Origin of the sequence: Pseudomonas sp. SWRI81 (genome assembly GCF_014268545.1) — a bacterium.
Lineage (GTDB): Bacteria > Pseudomonadota > Gammaproteobacteria > Pseudomonadales > Pseudomonadaceae > Aquipseudomonas > Aquipseudomonas hamedanensis.
This window is the reverse complement of sequence record NZ_JABWQS010000006.1, coordinates 161,675-178,798: the sequence shown is the minus strand read 5'-3', so window position 1 is coordinate 178,798 and position 17,124 is coordinate 161,675. Positions and strand designations below refer to the sequence as shown.

The following is a 17,124-nucleotide window of genomic DNA, read 5'->3' as shown; positions in this document are numbered from 1 at the left end:
GGCGGTGTGTCAGTCGAAATCAAATTGACTGACACACCGCCTTCGCGAGCAAGCCCGCTCCCACAGGAGGACTGCGGTGACTGATGCCTCCGGTAACCGGCGCTCAGTATATCGATCTGGCCCAACAAACGTTGGGCCTTGCGCACATTTGCTGCGGAAAGTTACTCCAGCGCTTTCCAGATATCCGTGGCGTACTCGCGAATCGTCCGGTCCGAGGAGAACCAGCCCATCCGCGAGGTATTGAGCACCGCCGAGCGCCACCAGTTATTCGAATCGTGCCAGTGCGCTTCAACGCGTTTTTGCGCTTCCCAGTAAGAATCGAAATCGGCGCAGACCAGGAAGCGGTCGTAATCGATCAGCGAGTCGATCAGCCCGGTATAGCGCGAGGTGTCGTCCGGCGAGAACACCCCGCTGCGAATCGCTTGCAACACATCGTTGAGGCGATGGGACGCGGCGATGTCCGGCAGCGCACTGAACTCGTGGTTCTGCTTGCGCGCTTCAACCTGCTGGGCGCTGAGGCCGAAGATGAACATGTGCTCGGCACCGATGCGTTCCGCCATTTCCACGTTGGCCCCATCGAGGGTGCCGATGGTCAGCGCGCCGTTGAGGCCGAACTTCATGTTGCTGGTACCCGACGCCTCGAAACCGGCAGTGGAAATCTGCTCGGACAAGTCCGCCGCCGGAATAATGCTCTCGGCCAGGCTGACGTTGTAGTTGGGCAGGAACACCACTTTGAGCAAGCCGCGCACCGTCGGGTCGTTGTTCACTACCCTAGCGATGTCGTTGGTCAGCTTGATGATCAGTTTGGCCTGGTGATAACTCGCCGCAGCCTTACCGGCGAAGATTTTCACCCGTGGTACCCAGTCGACTTCCGGCTCGGCGCGAATCGCCTGGTACAGCGCCACGGTGTGCAACAGGTTGAGCAACTGCCGTTTGTACTCATGGATGCGCTTGACCTGCACATCGAACATCGCCGCCGGGTTGACGGCGATGCCCAGCCGCTCGTGAATCAGATAGGCCAAGGCTTTTTTGCTGTGCAGGCGCTGCTCGGCGAAGGCTTTGCGGAACGCGGTTTTCTCGGCGAACGGCTGCAAATCGAGCAGGCGTTCTTCGGGATTGTCGAGCAGGTCCGGGCCGAGGGCATCGACCAGCATCGAGGTCAGTTCCGGGTTGGCCTGATACAACCAGCGGCGGAAGGTGATGCCGTTGGTTTTGTTGTTGATCCGCTCCGGGTAGAGCTTGTGCAGTTCGGCGAATACAGTCTTGCGCATCAGCTGGGTATGCAGGCCCGACACGCCGTTGACGCTGTGCGAACCGAGGAACGCGAGGTTGCCCATGCGCACCCGGCGACCGTTGTCTTCTTCGATCAGCGACACCGCGCGCAGCACGTCGAAATCGTGGATACCCTTGGCCCGCAGCGAATCGATGTGCTGAGCGTTGATCAGGTAAATGATCTGCATGTGCCGTGGCAGCATGCGCTCCATCAAGCCTACCGGCCAGGTTTCCAGCGCTTCCGGCAACAGCGTGTGGTTGGTGTACGACAGAGTATCGACGGTGACTTGCCACGCGGCGTCCCAGGCCACGTCATAAACGTCGACCAGTTGGCGCATCAGCTCGGCGACGGCAATCGAGGGGTGGGTGTCGTTGAGCTGAATCGCAGCGTGATCGCCCAGGGTCAGCACCGAGGTGTGCATGTTGCGATGGCGACGCAGCAGATCCTGCAGCGAGGCGGCGACGAAGAAGTATTCCTGACGCAGGCGCAGTTCCTGGCCGGCTTCGGTGCTGTCTGCCGGATAAAGGACGCGGGAGATACTCTCGGCACGGGCCACTTCAGCGACGGCGCCCAAGTGGTCGCCGGCGTTGAAGCGCTCCAGGTGCAGTTCTTCCATGGCGCGGGCGCGCCACAGGCGCAGGGTGTTCACGCTCGCCCCACGCCAGCCGACCACCGGGGTGTCATAGGCAATCGCCCGCACGGTTTCTGCCGGCGACCAGACCTGGCGGGTTTTGCCATTGGCGTCGGTGACCGTTTCGACGCTGCCGCCGAAACCGATCGGGTAAACCACTTCCGGCCGTTCGAATTCCCAGGGGTTGCCGAAATCCAGCCAGTGCTCGGTTTGCTCCTGTTGCCAGCCGTCGACAATCGCTTGGCGGAACAAGCCGTGTTCATAACGAATGCCGTAGCCATGGCCGGCGATGCCGAGGGTCGACATGCTTTCCATGAAGCACGCCGCCAGACGCCCGAGGCCGCCATTGCCCAGCGCCGCGTCGGGCTCCAGCAAGCGAATGCGCTCCAGATCGACGCCCAGTTCGGTCAGCGCTTCACGGGCGACGTCGAGCAGACCGAGGTTGCTGAGGCTGTCGTAGAGCAGACGACCAATCAGAAATTCCAGCGAGAGGTAATAAACGCGCTTCTGGCCTTTGCGGTAGATCTGCCGCGTATGGTCCATCCAGTGCTCGACCATGTGATCGCGCGCAGCCAGGGCGATGGCTTCGAACCAGTCATGGTCAAAGGCGTGATCGGGGTCTTTGCCCACGGCGTAGGTGAGTTTGGTCAGGACGGCGTCGCGGAATGCGGCCACCTCTGCTTCGCGAACTAGTGGTTCTTGAGTCATCAATAAGACCTCGAGCGAGCGGGAATTGTCTGAGCCTAGACGGTCTGACCGACGGTATTGGCTCTGGTTCGGCAGCATTTGCGCGGACTGTGCGACAGTCCGACATAACCTTGGCGGATGAGCCAATGAATGCAGGGGCCGTGCCGTCGTACCGGGCAAAATGCAGTGCACAGAAAAATATCCGGCGAAAGGTTGTTCAAAATTCCACCCGTCCCGGTATGATCGCGCGCCCTGATGCATACACGCCTGGTAACTCCCAATGATGAAGCCCAACCTGATCGCCGCCGCCGAGATTGATCGTCTCGATACGTGGGCCAAATACTCGGCGCCGATGTGCGGCTCGTGTATCTCCAGCTGCTGCACGCTGCCGGTCGAGGTCAAGATCAAGGACCTGGTGCGCATCGGCGTGGTCGACGAATTCGAACTGGGCGACCCGCCGAAGAACATCGCCAAGCGTTTGCAAAAGGAAGGTCTGGTCGAGCGCTTCAATCAGAAATCGGGGATTTTTACCCTGCAGCGCATGAGCAACAACGACTGCTTTTACCTCGATCGTAAAAGCCGCCTGTGCACCATTTATGACAAGCGCCCGGACACCTGCCGCAACCACCCGAAAATCGGGCCGCGACCGGGGTATTGCGCTTATAAACCGAAAGAAGTCGAACGCGTGCAGAATTTCCGGGCGATCGAGAAGTTTTGATCGCGCCTGAAATTTGCGGCGACTGATCGGCCGCCTTCGCGAGCAGGCTCGCTCCCACAATGGATATCTGGTGCGCACAAAATCTGTGCTCACTGAAGATCCCCTGTGGGAGCGAGCCTGCTCGCGAAGGGGCCGCCACCAGCACTTCATAAACCCAGACAAACAAAAACGCCCCCGGTCGCGAGACCGGGGGCGTTTTTTATTCCAGGGCTAAATTACGCCTTGGCTTTCTTGGCAGCGCGGGTACGCTCGCTTTCGTCGAGGATCTTCTTGCGAAGACGGATCGACTTAGGCGTGACTTCGCACAGCTCGTCTTCCTGGATGTATTCCAGAGCCTGTTCCAGGGTGAACTTCACCGGTGGAACCAGAGCGATGGTTTCGTCTTTACCCGAAGCACGCATGTTGTCGAGCTTCTTGCCCTTGGTAGGGTTGACGCCCAGGTCGTTGTCACGGCTGTTCTGACCAACGATTTGACCGTTGTAGATCTCCTGGCCGTGTTCTACGAACAGCTTGCCGCGAGCCTGCAGGGTTTCCAGCGAGTAGGTCAGTGCCTTGCCGGTTTCAACCGAAACCAGAACGCCGTTCTGACGGCCAGACATGTGGCCCGACTTGACGGTGTCGTAACGATCGAAGATCGAGGTCAGGATGCCAGCGCCGTTGGTCAGGGTCAGGAACTGGTTACGGAAACCGATCAGACCGCGAGCAGGGATGTTGTATTCCAGACGAACACGGCCCTTGCCATCCGGCACCATGTTGCTCAGATCGCCCTTACGCAGGCCCATCTCTTCCATCACCTTGCCCTGGGATTCTTCAGGGATGTCGATGGTGACGTTTTCGAACGGTTCCTGCTTGACGCCGTCAACTTCACGAATGATCACTTCAGGACGGCCCAGGGCCAGTTCGAAGCCTTCGCGACGCATGGTTTCGATCAGTACCGAGAGGTGCAGCTCACCACGGCCGGAAACCTTGAACTTGTCAGCGGTATCGCCTTCTTCAACGCGCAGTGCAACGTTGTACAGCAGCTCTTTGTCCAGACGGTCCTTGATGTTACGGGACGTCACGAACTTGCCTTCCTTGCCGCAGAAAGGCGAATCGTTAACCTGGAAGGTCATGGAAACGGTTGGCTCGTCGACGGTCAGCGGCTTCATCGCCTCGACCGTGTCCGGGTGGCACAGGGTGTCGGAGATGAACAGCGAATCCATACCGCTGATGCAGACGATGTCGCCGGCAGCAGCTTCTTCAACGTCAACGCGGTGCAGACCGTGGTGACCCATCAGCTTCAGGATACGGCCGTTGCGACGCTTGCCATCGGCACCGATCGCGACAACCGGAGTGTTCGGCTTGACGCGACCGCGAGCGATACGGCCAACACCGATAACACCCAGGAAGCTGTTGTAGTCCAGCGCGGAAATCTGCATCTGGAACGGACCGTCACGGTCAACGGCCGGAGGCGGAACGTGGTCAACCACCGCTTGGTACAGCGGAGTCATGTCTTCCGCCATCGCGGTGTGGTCCAGACCGGCAATGCCGTTCAGGGCCGAAGCGTAAACAACCTGGAAGTCCAGTTGTTCTTCGGTAGCACCGAGGTTGTCGAACAGGTCGAAGATCTGATCCAGAACCCAGTCCGGACGCGCGCCTGGACGGTCAACCTTGTTGATCACCACGATTGGACGCAGGCCGGCTTCGAAAGCCTTCTTGGTCACGAAACGGGTTTGCGGCATAGGGCCGTCTTGAGCGTCAACCAGCAGCAGAACGGAGTCGACCATCGACATTACGCGTTCAACTTCGCCGCCGAAGTCGGCGTGGCCCGGGGTGTCCACGATGTTGATGTGGTAGCCGTTCCAGTTGATGGCGGTGTTTTTCGCCAGGATGGTAATACCGCGCTCTTTTTCCTGGTCGTTGGAGTCCATCACGCGCTCGTCGTTGAGCTCGTTGCGCTCCAGGGTGCCGGATTGACGCAGGAGTTTGTCTACCAGGGTGGTCTTACCATGGTCAACGTGGGCAATGATGGCGATGTTGCGTAGATTTTCGATCACTTGTGTATCTCGATCAGAGGATTCGGTTTGCTGACAAGTCTTGGCAGCGATTAGCAGTAGTGTCCGGCATGGCCGTTACAGCTTGACGGCGGTGTCGGGGGGCCGGTGACGCAGGCCACAGGCAAACAGCCCCGGGCACTTAGCTCGGTCGATAAACGCGCACATTGGCATGCCCCTCACTGAGCAAATGGTGAGCATGCAGGCGACTCATCACGCCTTTGTCGCAATACAGCAGGTACTGGCGAGTAGGGTCCAGTTCCTTGAAACGTGCGTTCACTGCATAGAACGGCATCGTCTGTACTTCTATGCCAGCGAGTTCCAGCGGGTCATCCTCGGCGGCATCCGGGTGGCGGATGTCGATCACGATCTGACCGGCCAGCGCTTCGCTGACTTCTTCAATCTGCAAATCCTGGCCCAATTCGTCGATCACCCGATCGATCGGCACCAGCTTGGCGTTGGCGAGCGCACGCTCGAGCACCGCCATGTCGAATTCTTTTTCTTCATGCTCGACGCGACCGCGCTTGGCGGCGGTCTTCGGGTTGACCGAAATCACCCCGCAGTATTCCGGCATATGCCGGGCGAAATCGGCGGTGCCGATCTCGTTGGCCGTGTCGATGATGTCCTGCTTGTGCGCGACGATCAGCGGACGCAGGACCAGTTTGTCGGTCACGCAGTCGATCACCGACAGGTTCGGCAGCGTCTGGCTCGACACCTGGGAAATCGCCTCGCCAGTGACCAGCGCATCGATGTGCAGGCGCTCGGCAATCTCGGACGAGGCGCGCAACATCATACGCTTCAAAACCACGCCCATATGACTGTTATCGACTTTACCGAGGATTTCGCCCAGCACTTCCTCGAACGGCACACTGACAAATAGCACGCGCTGCGAGCTGCCGTACTTCTTCCAGATGAAATGCGCGACTTCCATCACGCCCAATTCATGGGCTCGCCCGCCCAGATTGAAGAAGCAGAAATGCGCCATCAGGCCGCGACGCATGATCTGGTAGGCCGCCACGGTGGAGTCAAAGCCACCGGACATCAGCACCAGCGTCTGCTCCAGCGCGCCGAGCGGGTAGCCGCCGATGCCGTTGTGCTGGCTGTGGATCACGAACAACCGTTTGTCGCGAACTTCGATACGGACTTCGATTTCCGGCGCCTTGAGGTCGATTCCGGCAGCGCCGCACTCGCGACGCAGCTTGCTGCCGACGTACTTTTCGACGTCCATCGAGCTGAAAGGATGCTTGCCCGCGCGCTTGCAGCGCACCGAGAAAATCTTCCCGGCCAGCGCATCGCCATAGTGCTGTTTGCACTTTTCGGTGATGTCGTCGAAGTCGCCCAGCGGGTACTCGTCGATCTGCAGAAAGTGCGCGATGCCCGGCATGCAGGTCAGGCGCTCGCCCATCTCTTTCAAGGCTTTGGGGTCGGTAACGCGGGTTTCCAGTTCGAGATTGTCCCACACACCGCTCACCACCACGGCCGGGTCCAGGTCACGGAGCACGGTGCGGATGTTCTTGGCCAACTGGCGGATGAACTTCGTCCGGACAGGTCGGCTTTTGATGGTGATCTCGGGGAAGACTTTTACGATTAGTTTCATGAAAACAGCGCGCGAACGGCCAGCCGAAAAAGGGGGGCGCGGATTATAGCGGAAATTGCTCAAGGTTTAACCAGTTAATGTGCAGAAGGTTTTGCTCGCACCAAAACGGGTCATTTTCGATTGAAGACGCTACATTAGAGGGCGAGATTTTCCACAATCCAGCGCTTTGCACCTTAATAGGGGTGAATTTGGGGCAAAAAACCCATGCTGGGGCACTGGCATGCAATTTGCTCCCTTGTGAGGCAGGTTGCCTTGGCAGAGTATTCGCGCCGGCATCACCCACATTTAAGGGCATCCACTACCAAGCCCTAAGCCACCCGGAGGACAGTATGTCGAAGACGGTTCAACTCATCAAAGATCATGACGTCAAGTGGATTGATCTGCGCTTCACGGACACCAAAGGCACTCAGCACCACGTGACCATGCCGGCTCGCGATGCGCTGGATGAAGACTTCTTCGAAGTCGGCAAAATGTTCGACGGCTCCTCCATCGCTGGCTGGAAAGGCATCGAAGCCTCCGACATGATCCTCATGCCGGTTGACGAAACCGCCGTTCTCGACCCGTTCACCGAAGACGCCACCCTGATCCTGGTGTGCGACATCATCGAACCTTCGAGCATGCAAGGCTACGACCGCGACCCACGTGCGATCGCCAAGCGCGCCGAAGAACACCTCAAAGCCACCGGTATCGGTGACACCGTGTTCGCGGGCCCAGAGCCTGAGTTCTTCATCTTTGACTCGGTGAAATTCAAGTCGGACATCTCCGGCTCGATGTTCAAGATCTACTCCGAGCAAGGTTCGTGGATGTCCGACCAGGACGTCGAAGGTGGCAACAAAGGCCACCGTCCAGGCGTCAAGGGCGGCTACTTCCCGGTTCCGCCGTTCGACCATGACCACGAAATCCGTACCTCCATGTGCAACGCGCTGGAAGAAATGGGCCTGACCGTCGAAGTTCACCACCACGAAGTGGCGACCGCCGGCCAGAACGAAATCGGCGTCAAGTTCAACACCCTGGTGAAGAAAGCCGACGAAACCCAGACCCTCAAGTACGTTGTGCACAACGTTGCTGACGCTTACGGCCGCACCGCGACCTTCATGCCGAAGCCACTGTACGGCGACAACGGCTCGGGCATGCACGTACACATGTCGATCTGGAAAGACGGCAAGAACACCTTCGCTGGCGAAGGCTATGCCGGTCTGTCCGATACCGCGCTGTACTTCATCGGCGGCATCATCAAACACGGTAAGGCCCTGAACGGCTTCACCAACCCGGCGACCAACTCCTACAAGCGTCTGGTACCAGGCTTCGAAGCACCGGTCATGCTGGCCTACTCGGCTCGCAACCGTTCCGCTTCGATCCGTATTCCTTACGTGTCGAGCCCGAAAGCCCGCCGTATCGAAGCACGTTTCCCGGATCCGGCAGCCAACCCGTACCTGGCCTTCGCAGCACTGCTGATGGCCGGTCTGGACGGTATCCAGAACAAGATCCACCCAGGCGACGCTGCTGACAAAAACCTGTACGACCTGCCGCCTGAAGAGGCGAAAGAGATCCCACAAGTTTGCGGCAGCCTGAAAGAAGCCCTGGAAGAGCTGGACAAGGGCCGCGCGTTCCTGACCAAGGGCGGCGTGTTCTCCGACGACTTCATCGACGCTTACATCGCGCTGAAATCGGAAGAAGAAATCAAGGTTCGCACCTTCGTACACCCACTGGAATATGAGCTGTACTACAGCTGCTGATCCGGTAGCGCTGCGTAACGCGGCGTGACAAAAAGAGGCCTTCTTCGGAAGGCCTTTTTTATTGCCCGGATTTTATGGCCAACCAAGCCCCCTGTAGGAGTGAGTCTGCTCGCGATTGCGGTGGGCCATTGAAAAAGCTGGCGACTGACACGACGCCATCGCGAGCAGGCTCACTCCTACAGGGGATTTGTGGCGGCTGAATGATTCTGGATATGTTCCCAGTTGGGCCAACCGCCGCACCTGGCCTATGCTGCTATCCATCGTTTCCAACCCCGGTCGATTTCATGGGTCGCACGCTCCTCTACATTCTGCTGCTGACTGCACTGCCCGCCGTCGCGCAGATCTACAAGTACACCGACGCCAACGGCAATACCGCGTACAGCAACCAGCCGCCGGACGGTGTGCAGGCACAACCGGTCGAGCTGCCGCCGCTCAATCGGGTCGAGCCGCAAACGCCGGCTGCGGCACCTGCGCCCGCCGCCGCCGAGCGCCAGGCGCCGCGCAATGCCTATGAGATTCTCGAGCTGGCCGGCCTGCCCGGCGATGAAGCCCTGCGCGCCAACAACGGCACCTTCACCGTCACTGTACTGATCAAGCCGCGCCTGCAACCGCCGCATCAGCTGAGGCTGGTACTCGACGAACAACCCTATGGCCAGCCAAGCAATGTGCCGGTTCTGCAATTGGTGAATATTGATCGCGGCGAGCATCGACTGGCCGTACAGGTGATCGACGGGCAAACCATCATCCAGCAGAGCGCGCCAGCCGTCTTCACCGTGCAGCGGGTGCACACGCCATGAGGGGTTTATGGCTGATCCTCTGCTGCCTGGCCCTGCCCGCTACGGCGCAAGTCTTCACCTACGTCGACGCCCAAGGCAATCGTGTCTACACCGATCAGCCGCGAGCCAACGCCCAGCGGGTGCCGATCGCGACCAGTAATCGCATGTCGGCGCCAACCGCCACTGCGCCGAGCGCCCCGGCCAGAAAACCAGCGCAACAGCCGCCGTTCCACTACGACATGCTGCGCATTCTGATCCCCGAACCCGACGCGACGATTCGCAGCAGCGCCGGGGAACTGATCGTCAGCGTCACCAGCGAACCCGGCCTGCAGAGCGGCCATCGCTATCGCCTGCTGCTGGACGGCAAAAGTACCGGTGAGCCTGGACTCAGCCCGGTGTTCCCGCTGGCCAACATCGATCGTGGCAGTCATAACCTGTCGATTGAAATTCTCGACGCTCAGGGCCGGACGATCGAACGCACGGCCAACCAGCCTTTCCACATGCTGCGCATCTCCCTGGCGCAGAAACGCCAGGTCAAACCCTGCGTTGCCGATGACTATGGCGTGCGTCCCGAATGCCCGCTGAAAGACAAACCGCCCGAGCCGAAAAACCCCTTCCTGCGTTTCTTCTAACGCCCTTGTGCATTGCGCACTATATTGGTGCAACAACTCGCAGCGTACTCATATCCCAACCCATTTTGGTTCGAAACTTCCCGTTTGAGCTGGCTCCGTGCCATACAAACGCGCGTCAAACGCCTGTTTCAGGCGCCGAACGCTTCTTTTCGGAGCCTTGGTTTGGTTTTTGCATTTTCCTTTTATCAGCGCTTTGTTCTCGCGCACGCCTTGCTCCAAAAGGGGTCCAGATGACCATAAGCGACGCAATCCACCGTTTGCTGCTCGACAACCTGACCACGGCGACCATCCTGCTCGATGCCGAACTGCGCCTTGAGTACATGAACCCGGCGGCAGAAATGCTCCTGGCCGTGAGCGGCCAGCGCAGCCACGGACAGTTCATCAGCGAGCTGTTTACCGAATCCCCCGAGGCGCTCAATTCCCTGCGCCAGGCCGTGGAGCAGGCGCACCCGTTCACCAAGCGCGAAGCGATGCTCACTGCCCTTACCGGACAGACCCTGACGGTGGATTACGCGGTAACGCCGATCCTGAGTAATGGCGCGACTTTGCTGCTGCTGGAAGTTCATCCCCGGGACCGCTTGCTGCGCATCACCAAAGAAGAGGCGCAACTGTCCAAGCAGGAAACCAGCAAGATGCTGGTGCGCGGCCTCGCCCACGAAATCAAGAATCCGCTCGGCGGCATCCGTGGCGCCGCGCAACTGCTGGCCCGCGAGCTGCCGGAAGAAAGCCTGCGCGACTACACCAACGTGATCATCGAAGAGGCCGACCGTCTGCGCAATCTGGTCGACCGCATGCTTGGCTCGAACAAACTGCCGTCATTGGCAATGTGCAACGTCCACGAAGTGCTGGAGCGCGTCTGCCATCTGGTCGAAGCTGAAAGCCAGGGCTGCATCACCCTGGTGCGCGATTACGATCCAAGCATTCCCGACGTATTGATCGACCGCGAACAGATGATCCAGGCCGTTTTGAATATCGTGCGCAACGCCATGCAGGCGATCAGCAGCCAGAACGAACTGCGCCTGGGCCGCATCAGCCTGCGCACCCGCGCCATGCGCCAGTTCACCATTGGCCACATCCGCCATCGCCTGGTGACCAAGATCGAGATTATCGACAACGGCCCGGGCATCCCGGCGGAACTGCAGGAAACCATTTTCTTTCCGATGGTCAGCGGTCGTCCGGACGGTACCGGGCTGGGCCTGGCCATCACCCAGAACATCATCAGTCAGCACCAGGGCCTGATCGAGTGTGAGAGCCATCCAGGCCACACCACCTTCTCGATCTTTCTGCCACTGGAACAAGGAGCCACATCGACATGAGCCGTAGTGAAACCGTGTGGATCGTCGATGACGACCGTTCTATCCGTTGGGTTCTGGAAAAGGCCTTGCAGCAGGAAGGCATGACCACCCAGAGTTTCGACAGCGCCGACGGCGTGATGAGTCGCCTGGCCCGGCAGCAGCCGGACGTGATCATTTCCGACATTCGTATGCCGGGTGCCAGTGGCCTGGACCTGCTGGCGCGGATTCGCGAGCAGCATCCACGATTGCCGGTGATCATCATGACCGCGCACTCCGATCTGGACAGCGCTGTCGCCTCCTATCAGGGCGGTGCCTTCGAATACCTGCCCAAGCCCTTCGACGTGGATGAAGCGGTGTCGCTGGTCAAACGCGCCAACCAGCACGCGCAGGAACAGCAAGGCCTGGAAGTCGTGCCCGCGCTGACCCGCACCCCGGAAATCATCGGCGAAGCGCCGGCGATGCAGGAAGTGTTTCGCGCCATCGGCCGCTTGAGCCACTCCAACATTACCGTGCTGATCAACGGCGAATCCGGCACCGGTAAAGAACTGGTTGCCCACGCCTTGCATCGTCACAGCCCGCGCGCGGCCTCGCCGTTCATCGCGCTGAACATGGCGGCGATTCCCAAGGACTTGATGGAGTCGGAGCTGTTCGGCCACGAGAAAGGCGCGTTCACCGGCGCGGCAAATCTGCGCCGCGGACGCTTCGAACAGGCTGACGGCGGCACGCTGTTCCTCGACGAAATTGGTGATATGCCCGCCGACACCCAGACCCGCCTGTTGCGCGTACTGGCCGATGGCGAGTTTTATCGCGTTGGCGGTCATGTCCCGGTCAAGGTCGATGTGCGCATCATCGCGGCGACGCACCAGAATCTGGAAACCCTGGTTCACGCCGGGAAATTCCGTGAGGACTTGTTCCACCGCCTCAACGTGATCCGCATCCATATCCCGCGCCTGTCTGATCGTCGCGAAGACATCCCGACCCTGGCCAAACACTTCCTCAGCCGCGCCGCGCAGGAGCTGGCGGTCGAGCCGAAGCTGCTGAAAAGCGAAACCGAGGAATACCTGAAAAACCTGCCGTGGGGCGGCAACGTACGGCAGTTGGAGAATACTTGCCGCTGGATCACGGTGATGGCTTCCGGACGCGAAGTGCATATCAGCGACCTGCCGCCGGAACTGCTCAACCTGCCACAGGACTCGGCCCCGGTGACCAACTGGGAGCAGGCGCTACGCCAGTGGGCCGACCAGGCCCTGGCCCGCGGCCAGTCGAGTCTGCTCGACAGCGCAGTGCCGGCCTTCGAACGGATAATGATCGAGACGGCGCTGAAGCACACCGCCGGGCGTCGGCGTGATGCTGCGGTGCTGCTGGGTTGGGGGCGTAACACCCTGACGCGCAAGATCAAGGAACTGGGCATGAAGGTTGATGGTGGGGATGACGATGAGGGGGAAGAGGGTTAATCCGCCTTCATTACACCCGGTAGCTCCTGTGGGAGCGGGCTTGCTCGCGAATGCGGTGGATCATTAAAAATATAAGGTGACTGACACGACGCCTTCGCGAGCAAGCCCGCTCCCACATTCTGTTCCCCGGTGCACCGCAGCAAGGCACGATGAACCGTAATCGCGCACAGCATTACTGCCAAAATTCTCGGCAAGACCCTTGGTATTCCCACCCGCAATAAATACGAAAGCCCCAGATTCCGGGGCTTTCGTTTTGGCGATACGATTTTTTGTTTCCGCAGATTTAAACCTGGCACGCCCCCTGCAATACCTCTCACAGGTGATTCGTTTCACCACCCGTTTCGGGGACCTTGGTACAGGCAGGCCGGGGATTCCCCTCTTTACACCGGGTCGCACCGCCGCGCGATGCGTCCACCCTTTTGGGATCCTTGGTACAGGCAGGCCGGGGGTTCCCTCTTTATACCGGGCTAACGCGGCAAGCGAAGCCCACTTTTTTGGGAACCCTGATACAGGCAGGTCAGGGATTCCCGCTTTTTCATCGCCGTTCGCGCCACGTTAATCAAACCGTGGCCGCTTGGGCAAATGATGCAAGGGCTGGTGTTGCGCCGTTGGGTCAAATTTTCTTGTTTCCTCTTCGAGCCTTTCCAGCATTCTCCCTGGACTGGGCTCAGCGAACGCGATTTCTCGCAAAGTTTCTTGCTCACCCAGACTTGCCTTTTCGAAATGCTCAAGAAAGGACCAGACTCGGCGCTGCAAAAGTGCGCGCTCGACGAGGAACTCAGGCGTACGAATCAGATCCCTGATTTTTTTCATCATCGCAATGTTCGTCTGGTGGGTCAGCGAGCCCCAAAGGGCAATTTTCGCGGCGTGTTGCGCCTGTGGAATATTGTGCATCCAATGATCGATCACCAGATCGTGCGAGGATTTTCCCAACCAGAAATCTTTACCTGTTTGCCGACGTGCAGCGATTAACCGCCGAAAAGAGGCAGGGTCAGAAATCAGCGCGCCGGTCAGATCCAGCTCTGTTCTGAGTTCAACGGTTTCGGGGATAGATCTGATCAGGCTATAGGCCAGATCCAAACGTGTCCTGGGAATTTCGGGTGTCACGCCGTCCGGGAAGCTATTTATCCGAGTACGGCTAAGATCGACTTCCAGCAACGCCGTCATTCCCTGCAATGAGGGTGCTATCGCAAGCGGAGTTTGCGATAAGTTCAATATCTCAAGTCGCGACGGACCGTTCTGCAAACCGAGCCCGAGCGGTGGCGCGGATATGTCGGTATAGGACAGATCCAATATTCGCAAATCAGACATGTGGGTGACATCAGGCGCATGGCGCAATTCAGGATTATGGTAAAGATCAAGCACCTGTAACCGAGACGCTGCGGGCGCATTACCCAGTCCGAGAGGCACAAAGAGTAAATCACAAGAACGTGCGCGCAAGACGCGCAACTCGGTCATTCCCTGCACAGAAAGAGTCGGCCAAATACTGCAGTTCGTCAGGCTCAACTCCTGCAAGCGGGTCAACCGCGTGAAATGTTCAGAATTGGCCGGCAGCAAGAGCCGGCTGTCCTGCATCATCAATACGCTCAACGCAGGAAGTTTATTGATCTCGGCAAACAGCTCTTGGCTCTTGCCCCTGAATCCGCGCACGTCGAGGGATTCAATGTGGGAAAACATCGAGAATAAATTTTCCAGACTTCTCGAGGGGCTGCCCTCCAGGCGAAGAGAGACAATGGATTCAAGTCGAATCGAAAAACCCGGTAGCGCCAGATTCCCTCGACTTCCCAGGTCAAGTTCCAACTTGAAGCCGACCAGCCGCCCCTCACGGTAGACTTTCTCCGAACTCTCTCCCTGCCACTTGTACAGCCGGCGTATCTTGGCACCTATTGCCAGTCGCCGACTACGCTCTGCATCATCCTTGCCCTTATAACCCGCCTCCCAAGCCGTAACCTCACGGTTCAGTTGAGGAAACTCAAGCTGGAGCCGCTTCAGTTCCACCTCTGCGTCGGCCGCTTCACCAAATCGCGCAATGTAATCATCGGCATGCTGATCCGTCGCGTCTGCAAAGTAGCGTTTGACCTGCGCCCGCGTGGCCGCGACAACGACCGGCGCTTGCCCACCCGAGGGTGCCGCGCCGGTGAGCCAGGGGCGATGAAAGTTGAACGGGTTGGCATCTGCCGGGGCATTGCCGTCCGCGCCGCCGCGCAAACCTGTGAGGATGCAAACCCAGGTGTTCCGCTCGTTCCGGGTGATGGCAAGGGTTTCACCGCTACGGCTGGCGCGGTAAATATTCGCGCTGTCGGTGGCGACGGGGTCCTCGGGATGAACCAGACGCCAAGTCTTGTATTCCGGGCGGGACGCATCAAGATCCTGCATCACCTGATACGCCTGTTCATTGATGGCCACATAGAGCTTGCCATCGTGTCGTATCACGCCGTCGCTGCCCGGTTCTGCACCACTGACATCCACTCCGGTACGAAAGGCTTGCAAGTTTGCGTCGGTCAGAGGATTGGTGCGTGCATTGAAGTCGCTGTGCGGATGCCAGATGCCGCTCTCGATATCACGCAGCAACCATGGGCCGGAGGGCAGCAACTCGCTGGGAAGTCGTGCGCGATACAACCCCGTGTCCAGATCCACCCCGACAAGAACGATGCCACCGTCAGGCACCTCCACATACTGGCGATTTCTGTGCACCCTGAAACCTTCGCTGTCGGCATCCGGCAGTCCGGTCGCTGACTCCAGCCTGTAATGCTCAAGCGACCTGTATTTGAAGAGAAGGGTTTCAGCAGGCCGCGGCTGCGGGCGACCTTCGACCATCGGTGTCCGCAAGATCGTATCCCGGCCTGCATCATCGCCGAGCGAGGTGCTTCGCAGCTTCGAATCATCGACACGAACCGAAGAGGCCGTGCCATCGCGGCCGGGCGTGCCAGCCGGTGAAAAATCCTTGTCCGGATTCCGATTCGAGTGGGTGTAAACCTCCGTATCCACGCGGATGCTGCCACCGCGAGGTGGTTTTACTGGCATATTTCCATCCTTGAAAAGTCGCCCCTTGCATTCGTGCAAGAGACGATGGGTATTGGCATCCTGCCGTTTGAAGGGGCGAACGATAGCGTGCGCGAGCCTCGAATGGAGGTCGGAAAGATGGATAGTATCCGTGGGAAACAACGCCAAAGAGCGTCGGAGCGGACGGCGGTTAGGGGAACACCCTGCCTAGCGCTCTTGTAGGCGGATTTCCAGCCGCCAGCGATCATCGACTTCGCTGCCGGCCCAGTCACCCTGCAGCGGTCGTGCCGCCAGCACCGTCAGCAATAATCCGCCATCGCTTTTGCGCGCGCGCCAGTTCACGTCCTTGCCGTTGAGCCTGAGCTGGCCTTTTTGCGCCCGGCCCTCAGCCTGAAACAGTAATGCGATAGTGCCGTCGATGATTTCACCATGCAGTTTCGGTTCGTTGTTGAACCACACCACCAAGCCGCCATCGGTGACCTCAACCTGCTCCAGCACGCTCGGATCCGGCGTGGTCAGACGGCCGATCATCAAACCGACCATCAAACCGAAAATCGCCAGGGAACCGATCACTCGCGGGAATAGTTTCGAACGCCAGTCCGCTTGCGGCGTAGAATGCGCGTCATCTTTACCTTCGGAGCCGTGCATGTTTCACGTCATCCTTTTTCAACCAGAAATTCCGCCGAACACCGGCAACGTTATCAGGCTGTGCGCCAACAGTGGCTGCCACCTGCATTTGATCGAACCGCTGGGTTTCGAGATGGACGACAAGCGATTGCGCCGCGCCGGTCTCGACTATCACGAATATGCCACGTTGCAGCGTCATGCTGATCTGGCCAGTTGCCTGGAAAGCCTGGGCAATCCACGGCTGTTCGCCTTCACGACCAAGGGTTCGCGGCCGTTTCATGATGCTGCGTTCGTGCCTGGCGATGCGTTTTTGTTTGGCCCGGAAAGCCGTGGCTTGCCAGCGGACGTTCTCGACGCCTTGCCTGCCGAACAGCGCCTGCGCTTGCCAATGCGAGAGGGTTGCCGCAGCCTGAACCTGTCCAACACCGTGGCGGTTGCCGTGTACGAAGCGTGGCGCCAGAACGACTTCAAATAACCACCACTGATCGTTCCCACGCTCTGCGCGGGAATGCAGCCCGTGACGCTCCGCGTCCCTTGAGGCATTCCCACGCGGGAGCGTGGGAACGATCAGCAAATGTGGGAGCGGGCTTGCTCGCGAATGCAGAGTGTCAGTTGACATCAATGTCGCCTGACACACCGTATTCGCGAGCAAGCCCGCTCCC

The 17,124-nt window shown here is 59.2% G+C and carries 12 protein-coding genes; 7 read left to right on the top strand and 5 right to left on the bottom strand.

All coding sequences use genetic code 11. The features are described 5' to 3' along the window. Nucleotides 1-161 precede the first annotated feature (161 nt). Entirely contained in the window at nt 162-2,612 is a 2,451-nt protein-coding gene (locus tag HU765_RS06475) for a glycogen/starch/alpha-glucan phosphorylase (RefSeq protein ID WP_186552125.1), read from the bottom strand. A gap of 259 nt (nt 2,613-2,871) precedes the next feature. On the opposite strand from HU765_RS06475, the gene HU765_RS06470 reads away from it, so the two are divergent. Further along, nucleotides 2,872-3,309 (top strand): YkgJ family cysteine cluster protein, encoded by a 438-nt coding sequence (locus tag HU765_RS06470; RefSeq protein ID WP_186619450.1) that lies wholly within the window; start codon nt 2,872-2,874, stop codon nt 3,307-3,309. Between the two features lie 215 nt (nt 3,310-3,524). On the opposite strand, the gene typA is transcribed toward HU765_RS06470, so the two are convergent. Next, nucleotides 3,525-5,345 carry a translational GTPase TypA gene (typA, locus tag HU765_RS06465; protein ID WP_186552126.1) on the bottom strand — a complete coding sequence of 607 codons (1,821 nt, stop codon included), beginning with the start codon at nt 5,343-5,345 and terminating at the stop codon, nt 3,525-3,527. Nucleotides 5,346-5,484: 139 nt separating this feature from the next. Then, nucleotides 5,485-6,939: a tRNA uracil 4-sulfurtransferase ThiI gene (gene thiI / locus HU765_RS06460; RefSeq protein ID WP_186619449.1), complete on the bottom strand. Its 1,455-nt coding sequence runs from the start codon at nt 6,937-6,939 to the stop codon at nt 5,485-5,487. A 329-nt stretch (nt 6,940-7,268) separates the two neighbouring features. On the opposite strand from thiI, the gene glnA reads away from it, so the two are divergent. The 5 genes from glnA to ntrC all read left to right on the top strand — a co-directional run bounded on the left by glnA (nt 7,269) and on the right by ntrC (nt 12,832). After that, the gene (gene glnA / locus HU765_RS06455; RefSeq protein ID WP_186552128.1) at nt 7,269-8,675 is read left to right on the top strand and encodes a type I glutamate--ammonia ligase; all 1,407 of its coding nucleotides are present in this window, start codon (nt 7,269-7,271) and stop codon (nt 8,673-8,675) included. A gap of 284 nt (nt 8,676-8,959) precedes the next feature. Beyond that, nucleotides 8,960-9,472 (top strand): DUF4124 domain-containing protein, encoded by a 513-nt coding sequence (locus HU765_RS06450; protein ID WP_186619448.1) that lies wholly within the window; start codon nt 8,960-8,962, stop codon nt 9,470-9,472. Beyond that, entirely contained in the window at nt 9,469-10,083 is a 615-nt protein-coding gene (locus HU765_RS06445) for a DUF4124 domain-containing protein (protein WP_186619447.1), read from the top strand. The genes HU765_RS06450 and HU765_RS06445 overlap by 4 nt, the downstream gene beginning before the upstream one ends. A 230-nt stretch (nt 10,084-10,313) precedes the next feature. After that, a complete protein-coding gene (gene glnL / locus HU765_RS06440) occupies nt 10,314-11,399 on the top strand; it encodes a nitrogen regulation protein NR(II) (protein WP_186552131.1) in 1,086 nt (361 codons plus the stop codon). Further along, nucleotides 11,396-12,832: a nitrogen regulation protein NR(I) gene (gene ntrC / locus HU765_RS06435; protein WP_186552132.1), complete on the top strand. Its 1,437-nt coding sequence runs from the start codon at nt 11,396-11,398 to the stop codon at nt 12,830-12,832. The genes glnL and ntrC overlap by 4 nt, the downstream gene beginning before the upstream one ends. A gap of 555 nt (nt 12,833-13,387) precedes the next feature. Here the strand turns inward: ntrC and HU765_RS06430 are convergent. Together HU765_RS06430 and HU765_RS06425 are read right to left on the bottom strand one after the other, a co-directional pair. Continuing rightward, nucleotides 13,388-15,856 (bottom strand): leucine-rich repeat domain-containing protein, encoded by a 2,469-nt coding sequence (locus tag HU765_RS06430; RefSeq protein ID WP_186619446.1) that lies wholly within the window; start codon nt 15,854-15,856, stop codon nt 13,388-13,390. A 186-nt stretch (nt 15,857-16,042) separates the two neighbouring features. After that, nucleotides 16,043-16,483 carry a hypothetical protein gene (locus HU765_RS06425; RefSeq protein WP_186552134.1) on the bottom strand — a complete coding sequence of 147 codons (441 nt, stop codon included), beginning with the start codon at nt 16,481-16,483 and terminating at the stop codon, nt 16,043-16,045. Between HU765_RS06425 and trmL the strand changes: the two genes are divergently transcribed. After that, nucleotides 16,482-16,937, top strand: a complete 456-nt coding sequence (gene trmL, locus HU765_RS06420; RefSeq protein ID WP_042608646.1) for a tRNA (uridine(34)/cytosine(34)/5-carboxymethylaminomethyluridine(34)-2'-O)-methyltransferase TrmL — start codon at nt 16,482-16,484, stop codon at nt 16,935-16,937. The genes HU765_RS06425 and trmL overlap by 2 nt on opposite strands. Nucleotides 16,938-17,124 lie beyond the last annotated feature (187 nt).

Coding starts and splice junctions, on each gene's coding strand:
- HU765_RS06445 (WP_186619447.1), top strand. CDS start 9,469: ATGAGGGGTTTATGGCTGATCCTCTGCTGCCTGGCCCTGCCCGCTACG.
- HU765_RS06450 (WP_186619448.1), top strand. CDS start 8,960: ATGGGTCGCACGCTCCTCTACATTCTGCTGCTGACTGCACTGCCCGCC.
- HU765_RS06475 (WP_186552125.1), bottom strand. CDS start 2,612: ATGACTCAAGAACCACTAGTTCGCGAAGCAGAGGTGGCCGCATTCCGC.
- ntrC (WP_186552132.1), top strand. CDS start 11,396: ATGAGCCGTAGTGAAACCGTGTGGATCGTCGATGACGACCGTTCTATC.
- glnL (WP_186552131.1), top strand. CDS start 10,314: ATGACCATAAGCGACGCAATCCACCGTTTGCTGCTCGACAACCTGACC.
- HU765_RS06470 (WP_186619450.1), top strand. CDS start 2,872: ATGATGAAGCCCAACCTGATCGCCGCCGCCGAGATTGATCGTCTCGAT.
- HU765_RS06430 (WP_186619446.1), bottom strand. CDS start 15,856: ATGCCAGTAAAACCACCTCGCGGTGGCAGCATCCGCGTGGATACGGAG.
- HU765_RS06425 (WP_186552134.1), bottom strand. CDS start 16,483: ATGCACGGCTCCGAAGGTAAAGATGACGCGCATTCTACGCCGCAAGCG.
- trmL (WP_042608646.1), top strand. CDS start 16,482: ATGTTTCACGTCATCCTTTTTCAACCAGAAATTCCGCCGAACACCGGC.
- glnA (WP_186552128.1), top strand. CDS start 7,269: ATGTCGAAGACGGTTCAACTCATCAAAGATCATGACGTCAAGTGGATT.
- thiI (WP_186619449.1), bottom strand. CDS start 6,939: ATGAAACTAATCGTAAAAGTCTTCCCCGAGATCACCATCAAAAGCCGA.